Source organism: Clostridium sp. Marseille-P299, assembly GCF_900078195.1.
Classification (GTDB): domain Bacteria; phylum Bacillota; class Clostridia; order Lachnospirales; family Lachnospiraceae; genus Lachnoclostridium.
Window position 1 is genome coordinate 1,380,781 of sequence record NZ_FJVE01000007.1, and the last position, 12,423, is coordinate 1,393,203.

At 32.9% G+C, this 12,423-nt stretch carries 13 protein-coding genes; 11 read left to right on the forward strand and 2 right to left on the reverse strand.

The genetic code is table 11. From position 1 onward, the window contains the following. Positions 1-246 precede the first annotated feature (246 nt). Both BN4220_RS13945 and thiI read left to right on the forward strand, forming a co-directional pair. Positions 247-1,434 (forward strand): cysteine desulfurase family protein, encoded by a 1,188-nt coding sequence (locus tag BN4220_RS13945; protein WP_066717532.1) that lies wholly within the window; start codon positions 247-249, stop codon positions 1,432-1,434. A 171-nt stretch (positions 1,435-1,605) separates the two neighbouring features. Next, the gene (gene thiI / locus BN4220_RS13950) at positions 1,606-2,781 is read left to right on the forward strand and encodes a tRNA uracil 4-sulfurtransferase ThiI (RefSeq protein ID WP_066717535.1); all 1,176 of its coding nucleotides are present in this window, start codon (positions 1,606-1,608) and stop codon (positions 2,779-2,781) included. A 119-nt stretch (positions 2,782-2,900) separates the two neighbouring features. Here the strand turns inward: thiI and BN4220_RS13955 are convergent, their stop codons facing one another. After that, entirely contained in the window at positions 2,901-3,134 is a 234-nt protein-coding gene (locus BN4220_RS13955) for an HPr family phosphocarrier protein (protein WP_066717536.1), read from the reverse strand. A gap of 211 nt (positions 3,135-3,345) precedes the next feature. Between BN4220_RS13955 and mtaB the strand changes: the two genes are divergently transcribed. The 9 genes from mtaB (at position 3,346) to BN4220_RS14000 (ending at position 11,610) form a co-directional block, all read left to right on the forward strand. Then, entirely contained in the window at positions 3,346-4,758 is a 1,413-nt protein-coding gene (gene mtaB, locus BN4220_RS13960) for a tRNA (N(6)-L-threonylcarbamoyladenosine(37)-C(2))-methylthiotransferase MtaB (protein ID WP_347477103.1), read from the forward strand. A 164-nt stretch (positions 4,759-4,922) separates the two neighbouring features. Next, positions 4,923-5,183: an IreB family regulatory phosphoprotein gene (locus tag BN4220_RS13965; protein WP_066717539.1), complete on the forward strand. Its 261-nt coding sequence runs from the start codon at positions 4,923-4,925 to the stop codon at positions 5,181-5,183. 27 nt (positions 5,184-5,210) lie between these two features. Continuing rightward, the gene (ruvX, locus tag BN4220_RS13970; protein WP_066717542.1) at positions 5,211-5,654 is read left to right on the forward strand and encodes a Holliday junction resolvase RuvX; all 444 of its coding nucleotides are present in this window, start codon (positions 5,211-5,213) and stop codon (positions 5,652-5,654) included. A 31-nt stretch (positions 5,655-5,685) separates the two neighbouring features. After that, positions 5,686-5,961 (forward strand): DUF1292 domain-containing protein, encoded by a 276-nt coding sequence (locus tag BN4220_RS13975; protein ID WP_066717543.1) that lies wholly within the window; start codon positions 5,686-5,688, stop codon positions 5,959-5,961. A gap of 136 nt (positions 5,962-6,097) precedes the next feature. After that, on the forward strand, positions 6,098-6,568 hold the full coding sequence (locus BN4220_RS13980; protein ID WP_066717547.1) for a Fur family transcriptional regulator: 471 nt from the start codon (positions 6,098-6,100) through the stop codon (positions 6,566-6,568). 228 nt (positions 6,569-6,796) lie between these two features. Continuing rightward, complete coding sequence (locus BN4220_RS13985; protein WP_066720992.1) at positions 6,797-8,494, forward strand: ribonuclease J; 1,698 nt, start codon at positions 6,797-6,799, stop codon at positions 8,492-8,494. A gap of 70 nt (positions 8,495-8,564) precedes the next feature. Continuing rightward, positions 8,565-8,999, forward strand: coding sequence for an endolytic transglycosylase MltG (locus BN4220_RS13990; protein ID WP_066717560.1), 435 nt, complete (start codon positions 8,565-8,567; stop codon positions 8,997-8,999). A gap of 131 nt (positions 9,000-9,130) precedes the next feature. Further along, the gene (locus BN4220_RS13995; RefSeq protein WP_066717561.1) at positions 9,131-9,889 is read left to right on the forward strand and encodes an O-methyltransferase; all 759 of its coding nucleotides are present in this window, start codon (positions 9,131-9,133) and stop codon (positions 9,887-9,889) included. A gap of 485 nt (positions 9,890-10,374) precedes the next feature. Beyond that, a complete protein-coding gene (locus BN4220_RS14000) occupies positions 10,375-11,610 on the forward strand; it encodes a U32 family peptidase C-terminal domain-containing protein (protein ID WP_066720994.1) in 1,236 nt (411 codons plus the stop codon). A gap of 77 nt (positions 11,611-11,687) precedes the next feature. Here BN4220_RS14000 and sigK read toward each other — a convergent pair whose 3' ends face one another. Further along, on the reverse strand, positions 11,688-12,311 hold the full coding sequence (sigK, locus tag BN4220_RS14005) for an RNA polymerase sporulation sigma factor SigK (protein WP_066717562.1): 624 nt from the start codon (positions 12,309-12,311) through the stop codon (positions 11,688-11,690). Positions 12,312-12,423 lie beyond the last annotated feature (112 nt).

The following is a 12,423-nucleotide window of genomic DNA, read 5'->3' on the forward strand; positions in this document are numbered from 1 at the left end:
TATAAAAAGTTCACTGTTTGACAAACAAAGTGAGGAGTTTGAACTTTTTATATCTGCTTTTGTCAGAGTTATAAACCATTAGTAGCTTCCAAATAAGGAATCGGAACAGAGATGAAAAAATTTAATCATGGTAATATTGAAAATCTAAATTCTGAATTTATCAAGTATTCATAACGAATACTACGAAGAACACAAGCATCACAAATAACCAGAAACATTGGTTGAAATGAAAGGTACGGTAATAGAATGGAAGCTTATTTAGATAATGCGGCTACTACAAAAGTATCTAGTTCTGTAAAAGACATTATGGTAGAAGCATTAGAAATAAATTATGGAAATCCATCTTCTATGCATCGTAAAGGCATAGAAGCTGAAAACTATATAAAAGAAGCAAAAGATATAATTGCAAAAACAATTAAAGTTGACCCAAAAGAAATTATATTTACATCTGGTGGAACAGAGTCCAATAACTTTGCTTTAATTGGAGCTGCACTAGCAAATGCAAGAGCCGGGAAGCATATTATTACCACAAGATTTGAACATCCATCGGTTCATAATCCTTTATTAGCACTAGAGGATATGGGATTTCGCATTAGTTTTATTCCTGTTGATCACAATGGTTTAATCGATATGGAATACTTATTAAATGAAATTTGTGATGAGACAATTATTGTCTCTATTATGTATGTAAATAATGAAGTGGGTGCAATCCAAGACATTGCTTCAATTGCAAAGCAAATTAAAAATAAAAAATCGGATATCATATTCCATGTAGATGCAATTCAGGGATTTGGTAAATTTAAAATATATCCAAAACGTGAAAACATTGATATGATGTCAGTAAGTGGCCATAAAATTCATGGACCTAAGGGAAGTGGATTTTTATATATCAAAGACAAATTAAAAATCAAGCCAATTATTCATGGTGGTGGACAACAAAAAGGCTATCGTTCAGGAACTGAAAATGTACCTGCCATCGCTGGCTTAGCACAAGCAGTAAAAGAAATCTATGAAAATCATGATGAAAAAGTTGCAAAACTATATGAGTTAAAGCAACATTTTATAGAAGAAGTAAGTAGTATTGAAGATACAACGGTAAATGCAATCTTTGCAGATCAAAGTGACCTAAGTTTAGAAGAGCGAATCCGTAAGACAGCACCTCATGTTGTAAGTGTAAGTTTTGCAGGAATTCGAAGCGAAGTATTGCTTCATGCACTGGAAGATAAAGGCGTTTATGTATCTGCTGGTTCTGCATGTGCGTCAAACCATCCAAGCCTTAGCGGAAGCTTACAAGCAATTGGATTAGAAGGCACTTTATTAGAATCAACGTTACGTTTTAGCTTTTCTATCAATACAACGATGGAAGAAATCGATTATGCCATTACGGTATTAAAGGATGTAGTGCCAAAATTAAGACGTTACACAAGAAAGTAATAATTCGAATATTTAATTACATTAAATATTTATAGCTATAAGAATAACAGGAAAATCCATGATAGATTGCAGGATTCATTGCGTGTACTTTGTACACAAGCAACAAAAGAAAATAAAATGAAACAGTTACGCAAGAGATTAAAAAAGATTGCGTCATATTAGGAGGAAAACATGTATAAGGCGTTTTTAATAAAATATGCTGAAATTGGTATTAAGGGAAAGAATCGCTATGTATTTGAAAATGCATTACGTGATCAAATTAAGTTCAATCTAGATAAACTTGGAGAATATCACGTAAGCAAAGAATCTGGTCGAATCTTTGTTGAATGCCCAGACGATTATGATTATGAAGAGACCGTAGAAGCACTTAAAAAAGTATTTGGTGTATGGGGAATCTGTCCAGTTGTAGTAATTGATGAAACAGATTGGGAAACAATAACTACTAAAGTTGGTGAATATGTAGACCAATTTTATGAAGATAAAAACATTACATTTAAGGTGGAAGCAAAACGTTCCAACAAGCAATATCCAATGACTTCCCCTGAAATCTGTGTGGAAATGGGTTCTTATTTATTAAATAAATTCCCTACTATGAAAGTAGACGTTCATAACCCACAGGCAAGAATCACAGTAGAGGTTAGAAATAAAGCATATGTATACTCACATATCATTCCAGGACCAGGAGGAATGCCAGTTGGTACAAATGGTAAGGCTATGTTACTCTTATCCGGTGGTATCGATAGCCCAGTTGCTGGATATATGATTTCCAAACGTGGAGTTAGCTTAGAAGCAACATACTTCCATGCGCCACCATATACTTCTGAACGTGCAAAACAAAAGGTTGTAGATTTAGCAAGAATTATTTCTGCATATACAGGACCAATTAAGCTTCATATTGTTAATTTTACAGATATTCAGCTTTATATCTATGAAAAATGCCCACATGAGGAATTAACAATTATTATGCGTCGTTACATGATGAAAATTGCTGAAAAAATCGCTGAAAAGAACAATTGTCTTGGTTTAATTACAGGAGAGAGCATCGGACAAGTAGCAAGCCAAACAATGCATTCCCTAGCGGCTACAAATGCTGTATGTACAATGCCAGTATATCGTCCATTAATCGGCTTTGATAAGCAAGAAATCATCGATGTATCTGAAAAGATTAAAACTTATGAGACGTCCATTTTACCTTACGAAGATTGTTGCACTATCTTTGTTGCGAAACATCCAACAACAAGACCAATTCTTAGTGTAATTGAAAAATCGGAAGAAAATTTAAGTGAAAACATCGACGCTTTATTAAAAGAAGCATTAGAAACAAAAGAAACTATCTTAGTTAAATAAGAGAGTTAAGACAATAAAAAAGCGTTTGTTATGTCACAAACAGCGACAGAACAAGCGCTTTTACTTATAGAAAAGTAAAAGATAGAGGATACAAAATGTATCCCCCAAAGTAACAAATACTATTCTACAATGTAAGGTTTTAATGTGTTAAGAATACTATCGATATCATCTTCACTATGTATATTTAAGTCAATAGATTTGGATAAATCTAAACTGAATATACCCATAATGGATTTTGCATCAATTACGTATCTGCCAGACACTAAATCAAAGTCAGCATCAAATCTAGTTACATCGTTAACGAAAGATTTAACCTTATCAATGGAATTTAATGATATTTTGACTGTTTTCATATGGAATTCCTCCTTATTTTGCTTTTCTAGATGGGGTACCTTTTTATACTTCTTAAATGACAAGATATAGGACACCCACTTACATGTATATACTACAATTTAGTGAATTAAAAGTCAATATACAAAGTATATAAATTATGTTAACACAAATTTACATGATTCACGAAAATTCAGCACTTTTTGTTGAATTTTAAGAGAAAGGATGATAGACGTGGAACAAAAAAATATAGATGGTAATATCAATGCCCAAAATAACATCAATTATAATCAAATTTCAAATAAAAGAGTCGCTTTTTTAACCCTTGGTTGTAAGGTTAACTCCTACGAAACAGAAGCGATGCAACAATTGTTTGTAGATGCAGGTGCAACGGTTGTAAACTTTAGCGATCCAGCAGATATTTACGTTGTAAACACATGTACCGTAACAAACATTGCAGATCGTAAATCCAGACAAATGCTTCATAAAGCTAAACACATGAATGAAGAAGCAATTGTTGTTGCAGTTGGCTGTTATGTACAAGCTGCAAAAGATGAGCTAGAAAGTGATAATAGCATTGATATTGTCATTGGAAATAACAGAAAGAGTGAAATTGTTTCCATTGTAAATTCATTTTATAATGAAACAGAAATCGCTTCTGTTGTTGATATTGCAGCAGAGAATGAATATGAAACTTTATCCTTAGCTACGGTATCTGAAAAAACACGTGCTTATATTAAAATACAAGATGGTTGTAACCAATTTTGTAGTTATTGCATTATCCCATATGCTAGAGGTCGTATCCGCAGCAGAGCGAAAGAAGATATTGTAGCGGAAGTTACACGCCTTACTGAAAAAGGATACAAAGAAATTGTACTTACAGGAATTCATCTATCTTCTTATGGCTTTGAAACAAAATCAGTAAAAGAACAAGCTTCTTTACAAGCGGATGATGGAAAATCACCATTGCTTGAACTTATTATTTCATTAAATCAAATTGAAGGATTAGAAAGAATTCGCTTTGGCTCCTTAGAACCAAGAATAATTACAGAAGATTTTGTGAAGACTTTAGCAGAGCAATCAAAAATTTGTCCTCATTTCCATCTTTCCTTACAAAGTGGTTGTTTAGAAACTCTAAAGAGAATGAATCGTAAATACACACCAGATCAGTATTATGAAAAATGTACTTTATTACGTAAGTATTTTAAAGATCCTGCAATTACTACTGATGTAATTGTTGGTTTTCCTGGTGAAACAGTAGAAGAGTTTGAAGAAACTAAGTCTTTCTTAAAAAAGGTTGCTTTTGCACAAATGCATGTGTTTAAATACTCTAAACGTAAGGGTACAAATGCAGAATCCATGCCAAATCAGGTTGCTGACCAGGATAAGAGCAAACGTAGCGAAGAGTTAATTCATTTAGAAGAAGAAATGAGAAGAAATTACCGCGAACAATTTATTGGTCAAAGTGATGAAATTTTAGTAGAAGAACAAATTACTATTGATGGTGAAACTTATTCTGTTGGGCATAATAAACGCTATATAAGATGTATTATTAAGACATCAAAAGATTTAACAAACCAAATTATAAAAGTTAAAATAATTGGTCAATATGACAAAGATACTATGCTAACAGAAATATTAGATTGATATTTCAAAACATTTGTATTATTATATAGGTAAGAGGTAGAAGTCGTAGATACATCTAATATTAATGTTAAGTTGAGAGAATCTAGCGAACTGAACAAAGAGGAATTCTTATGTACAGCCTTGCTAGATTCTTAGACTGTAAAGTAAGAAGGGCGTGAGAGTATATGCAAGAGATGAACAATACACAGTATTTCAAGGTAGCGAAAGAACCTGAGATATTTATTAAAGAAGTGCTTGACCTTGTCTATCTTGCCTTAACGGAAAAAGGATACAATCCAGTAAATCAGATTGTAGGATATGTAATGTCTGGAGATCCGACATACATAACGAACCATAGAGGTGCTAGAAGCTTAATTATGAAAGTAGAACGTGACGAAATAATTGAGGAACTATTAAAGGATTATATCGAGAACCATTTAAAGTAATCATGTAAAGGTTGGAAGTTTAAATTTATGAGAATTATGGGATTGGATTATGGCTCTATGACCGTTGGAGTTGCAATTAGCGATGAATTGTTAATTACTGCTCAAGGAATAGAGACCATAAGAAGGAAACAAGAAACAAAGTTAAGGCAGACCTTAGCTCGTATTGAGGAGTTAATTAAAGAATACCAAGTAGAAAAAATTGTTCTTGGATATCCTAAGAACATGAATAATACCATTGGTGAACGTGCACTAAAATCAGAAGAATTTGCAGAACATTTAACGAGAAGAACTGGACTTCCTGTACAATTATGGGATGAACGTTTAACAACCGTATCTGCACATCAGATTTTAGATCAGGGTAACGTTGGTTTAAAAAAGAGGATGGAAGTTGTGGATAAGATAGCAGCAGTGTTTATATTACAAAGCTATCTTGACTATCTTTCAAATCAGGGACATGATAATATAGTATAGACTTGGTCTGTTATAGTAGGAAAGGGTATTCATGGAGAATAAGAACGATAATATTGTAAGTTTTTTCACAGAGGATAATGAAGAGGTTAAATTTCGTGTAATTGAAGAAACTAAGTTAAATGGAGTTAGTTATTTATTAGTTACAGAAGATTCTGAAGATGAAGAAGAAGCTTATATTTTAAAAGATATTTCAAAACAAGATGATAGTGAAGCGATATATGATATCGTTGAAGATGAGAAAGAGATTAACCTTATTGCATCGATTTTTGAAGAATTATTAGAAGATACTGATATTATATCGGAATAATAATACATACTAATGTGAATTTAAGTAGTATGAAATTCAATGTTTTATTTAGTCAATAAGGATTGAATTTATAGATTTAGTCAATAATTAAGGAATGCATACGTTATGGTAAAATGTTAGAACAGTAGGTGATGATATGGATGATATGCAGGAGAAGTTTAAGTTAATGCTAAGGCAAAACGGATTAAAAATAACGACGCAACGAATTGCAATCCTAGAGGTGTTAAGCTCAAGGCCGGATGAACACCTGACCGCGGAGGAGATTTATGATTGTGTTAGAAATATGTATCCGGATATTGGTTTAGCAACCGTTTATCGGACGATACAAGTGTTATCTGATCTCAATCTAATCGATAAATTGAATTTAGATGATGGATATGTACGTTATGAAATAGGAAAGCAAAATGAAAAACATTGTGGACATCATCATCATCATTTGATTTGTCTTGACTGTGGTCAAGTGTTTACATTTCAAGATGATTTATTGGAGGCACTGGAACAAAGAATTCATGAGACGATGAACTTTGAGGTGCTTGATCATGAAGTGAAATTATTTGGAAGATGCAATGATTGCATGAAAAAGAAACAATCGGATGAAAATAAATAGCTCTAACATATTCAGCAGTAACTGCTGACATACGAATGCACTTCGAAATTTACATATCAATTTATTTTTGGAGGTGCAATTTTGAAAGAAAATGAAATAACAAAAGGAGCAAATACGGGTAATTATAAGAAAAGAAATTATAATTATTCCAAGAAAGGATACCAACAATCAAGACAAAACAGAGTTGAGAAAGTTGCTGCTTCTACAAAAGCTGAACTTACAGTGAAGATGGAACCAGAGGTTGTTGTTGAGAACAAGGAAAAAGGAAAACCAGCAAAACCTGCGGTAAAGATTATTCCATTAGGTGGTCTTGAACAAATCGGTATGAATATTACCGCATTTGAATATGAAGATACCATCATTGTTGTAGACTGCGGATTAGCTTTCCCAGAAGATGAGATGCTTGGTATTGATTTAGTAATCCCTGATATTACTTATTTAAAGGATAATATTAGTAAAGTTAAGGGATTTGTCATTACACATGGTCATGAAGACCACATAGGCTCCTTACCATATGTATTAAAAGACATTAATGTACCAATTTATGCTACTAAGCTAACAGTTGGTATCATTGAGAATAAATTAAAAGAACACAATCTTTTAAAAACAACCAAGAGAAAAGTAATCAAATATGGACAATCAATTAATTTAGGTTGTTTCCGTATTGAATTTATTCGAACAAACCACAGTATTGCAGATGCAGCTGCATTAGCAATTCATACGCCAGCTGGTATTATTGTACACACAGGCGATTTTAAAGTAGATTACACACCAGTATTTGGTGAAACAATAGATTTACAAAAGTTTGGAGAACTTGGTAAAAAAGGTGTTTTAGCCTTAATGGCAGATAGTACGAATGTAATGAGACCTGGTTATACAATGTCTGAACGTACTGTTGGTAAAACCTTTGATAATATTTTTGCTGAGAACTCAAAGAGCCGTATTATCGTTGCTACCTTTGCCTCTAATGTTGACCGTGTTCAACAGATAATCAATTCAGCAGCAAAATACGGAAGAAAAGTTGTAATTGAAGGTAGAAGTATGGTGAATATTATTTCTACAGCTTCTGATTTAGGTTATATTACTATGCCTGATAATATTTTAATTGATATTGAGCAGATGAAGAATTATACTGATGATCAGATTGTTTTAATTACGACTGGTAGCCAAGGCGAAGCAATGGCAGCATTATCAAGAATTGCTGCTTCTATTCATAAAAAAGTATTCATTAAACCTGGAGATACTGTAATTTTTAGTTCTACACCAATTCCAGGAAATGAAAAGAATGTATCTAAGATAATCAACGAATTATCAATGAAGGGTGCAAAAGTAATATTCCAAGATACTCATGTTTCTGGTCACGCATGTCAAGAAGAGATTAAGTTAATTTATGCTCTTACAAAACCTAAATTTGCGATTCCAATTCATGGTGAGTATCGTCATTTAAAAGCTCATGCTGAGTTAGCAGAAGGAATGGGCATTCACAAAGATAATATCGTTTTAATTTCTTCTGGTGATGTTTTAGAATTATCGGAAGATAGCGCTAAAATTGTTGGCGAAGTACCAGCTCAAGGCATCTTAGTAGATGGTCTTGGTGTTGGTGATGTTGGTAATATCGTTCTTCGCGATAGACAGCATTTATCCGAGAATGGTCTTATCATTGTAGTTGTTACTTTAGAAAAATTCAGCAATCAAGTGTTATCTGGACCAGATATTGTGTCTAGAGGATTTGTTTATGTAAGAGAATCTGAAAACTTGATGGAAGAAGCTAGAATTGTTGTAAACGATGCTCTTGATAAGTGTTTAAGCAAGAACATGAGTGATTGGGGAAAAATTAAGAATGAAATTAAGGATTCCCTAAGCGATTACTTATGGAAGAAGATGAAGAGAAATCCTATGATACTTCCAATCATTATGGAAGTATAAAGTATTTGCTTAGCATGACTCTTTAGAAAGTTGAAGGCAAAGAAAGTATGCTTTGTCGAGGGAGATAATTATGGAAAATTCAAATACCACGACAGCTAAATTAGTTTATAAAATTACTAGTTCACTAGTACGCATGTTTTTAAATATTTTATTTTACCTTATCGTGATTATGCTTATTGTAAAAGTTGGAACATACACTTATAACATGGCATATCAAGTATTTGGTTCCGTAGCAGTGGAAGCGCAGCCTGGTAGAGATGTTGAATTTCAAATTAAAAAGGGCGAGTCTACTATGGATATAGCAAATAGACTTGAAGTAAGTAAACTTGCAGTAAATAAGTATTCGTTCTATTTAAAGACAAAGTTAAAAGAATACAATATTATGCCGGGGACTTTTATTCTTAATACATCCATGGATTATGATGATGTATTAGAAATAATTACGGATGCGACGAATTCCATTGCGGAGGAAGAAGCAGTGGATACAGAAACAACGACTCCGTAGTAGTAGCGTAAGTGGATTTAAGTATCCGCGTTGACAATAGTTAGAGGTTGTCATATAACTCTTTGTAGGCTTATGCTTATCAATAGTTATGTGACGACCTCTTTTCAATGATAAGATGTTAGGAGATAGATATGATTGTAAATGAACGTATTGCCGCCTATATTAATTCACTTGAGGGGGAATTACCTGAGAATTTACAAGCCTTAGAGCAGCAAGCACTCAAAGATTTTGTTCCGATCATTCGAAAAGATGCACAATCCTTACTTCGTTTTCTTTTAAAGGTAAAAAAGCCAAAGAGAATTTTAGAAGTCGGGACAGCAGTAGGCTTTTCCTGCTCTTTATTAGCAGAGTATATGCCTAGCGATTGTACAATTACTACCATTGAAAAATTTCCAAAACGAGTGGAAGAGGCAAAGAAAAATTTGTCCCTTGCAAAAAGGTCCAAAGATATGGTACTTTTAATAGGGGACGCAATGGATGTTTTACAAGCTTTGAATGGCAAAAAAGAGGGAAATATTAGTGAGATTTATACACCTTATGATAATAAATCTTATTTTGAAATAGATGATGTAAACTCTGATAAGATTGCGGAACTTAATAAATCATTAAGTGAACCGTATGATTTTATTTTTATGGACGCTGCAAAGGGTCAATATATGAACTTCTTACCTGAAATTATGGATCTGTTACCATTGGACGGTCTATTAATTACAGATAATGTTCTTCAAGAGGGAAGCATAGCGGATTCAAAATATAGTATTGTCAGAAGAGATAGAACCATTCATGTGCGTATGAGAGAATATCTTTATGCGTTGACTCATATGGAGGAATTAGATACTGTTATTCTTCCTGTGGGAGATGGGATGACTCTTAGTACTAGGGTTAAGTAAGTATTGAGAGATAAATTTTAAGTAATCAAAAGAGTAATAGTTTTAAGTAATCAAAAGAGTAATAGTTTTAAGTAATTAAAAGAGTAATAAGTTTTAAATAATTAGAAGAGCAATAATTTTTAAATAATTAGAAGAGCAATAATTTATAAGTAATTAAAAGTAATAAGTTTTATGTAATCAAGATAGTAATAAAATTAGTAAAGAATTAAACATAGTTAAAAAGCAAAAAAGAATTAAACATTTAAATATTGATAAAGTAAACATTTAAATAACGATAAAGTAAACAATTAACGCATTTAGACAGTATTCAATTTTTAGATGAAAGTTTATGATTTCATCAGATGAGCATAGAAGGATATTGTATAATATAAATTATGTAGATTTTTGATGAGGGTTTATACTTTCATCAGATAAACATAGAAAGAAATTGTATGATACAAACTATGGAAAATTGAATATTTACTTGGAGGATTAAAATGGAATATATTAAGAAACCGGAATTATTAATTCCAGCAAGCAATTTAGAAGTATTAAAAACAGCAATTATGTATGGAGCTGATGCAGTATATATTGGCGGAGAAATGTATGGATTAAGAGCGAAAGCTAAGAATTTTTCTGCAGAAGATATGAAGGAAGGTATCGCTTTTGCTCATAAATATGGTAAAAAAGTTTACGTAACAGCAAATATTACGGCTCATAACCGTGATTTAGATGGTGTTGCTAAATATTTTGAAGAGTTAAGAGAAATTAAACCAGATGCGATTATTATTTCTGATCCTGGTGTGTTTGATATCGCACAGGAGGTAGCACCTGAGATTGATATTCATATTAGTACACAAGCAAACAACGTAAACTATAGAACATATCGTTTCTGGCATAAGATGGGTGCTACAAGAGTAGTATCCGCAAGAGAACTTTCCCTTGATGAAATCGCAGATTTAAGAAAGAACATTCCTGCCGATTTAGAAATCGAAACCTTCGTTCATGGCGCTATGTGTATTGCTCATTCTGGACGTTGCTTATTAAGTAACTATTTTACAGGAAGAGATGCGAATTTAGGTGCTTGTACACATCCTTGCAGATGGAAGTATCATGTTGTGGAAGAAAACCGTCCTGGTGAGTATTTACCAGTGTTTGAAAATGATAGAGGTACTTATATCTTTAACTCAAAAGATTTATGTATGATTGAATATATTCCTGAGATCGTTGCAGCAGGAATCAACAGTTTAAAGGTAGAAGGTCGTATGAAGACAGCTCTTTATGTTGCAACTGTTGCAAGAACTTATCGTAAAGCAATTGATGATTTCTTTGAATCTCCAGAGCTTTATAAAGAGAATTTAGAGTACTACAGACAAGAAATTGCAAAATGCACCTATCGTCAGTTTACAACAGGTTTCTTCTTCGATAAGCCTAAGGCAGATGCTCAGATTTATGATAACAATGTATATGTAAAAGAGTATACTTATCTTGGTACTGTAGGTTCCGTGGATGAGAATAACCTTTGCGAATTAGAACAAAGAAATAAGTTTAGCGTTGGCGATGAAGTTGAAGTTATGAAGCCAAACGGTGAGAATATTTTAGTTACTGTGAAAAAGATTCTTGATGAAGAAGGCAATGAAATGGAAAGTTGTCCACATCCAAAGCAAAAAATCTTTGTTGATTTTGGAATCAAGCTTGAACAGTACGATATTATTCGTAGAAAAGAAGAGAAAAGTGAATAATGTAATATAAACAACAAAAGCAGCCTTAATTTGGCTGCTTTTGCTATTTACACCTACAATAAGTAATGTTTAATGAATTAAGAAACAAACTGATCTCTGAGCTTTTTTAACGCCTTTTTTTCAATACGGCTAACATAACTACGGCTGATTCCAAGTTTATCTGCGATTTCTCTTTGAGTGATTTCCTTATGTCCGTTTAAACCATATCTCATTTCTATGATCTCTTTTTCACGGTCTGTAAGTGCGGAGTCAACAAAAGAATAGAGTTTTTTTACATTGCTCTTTAACTCCATTACATCAACAATATCTTCGTCCATGCTTTCAATAATATCCAGTAAATTAATCTCATTACCTTCTTTGTCCGAACCAATTGGTTCATATAGATATACTTCTCGGGACTGTTTTTTACCACTTCGTAACATCATTAATAGCTCGTTATCAATACATCTAGAAGCATAAGTTGCAAGTCTTATTCCTTTTTCGGTATCAAAGGTGTCAATCGATTTAATTAATCCAATGGTTCCTATTGAAATTAAATCATCAGTTTCTCGGTCTTGCGTGTTATATTTCTTAACAATGTGTGCTACTAAACGAAGATTACGCTCGATCAATATATCTCTCGCAACCCGGTTGCCAGAACGACATTGTAAAAGCATTTCATTTTCTTCCTTTGCGCTTAACGGTTTTGGGAATGATTTCAAGAGGGCACCTCAACGCTTAGGGTTTACTATTACTCTATGACTGTTGGACAGTTTCAGTGCCTTTCCACAAAAGAAAATTTATAAAAAAATTTGGGTTGTGAGGCAATTGGAG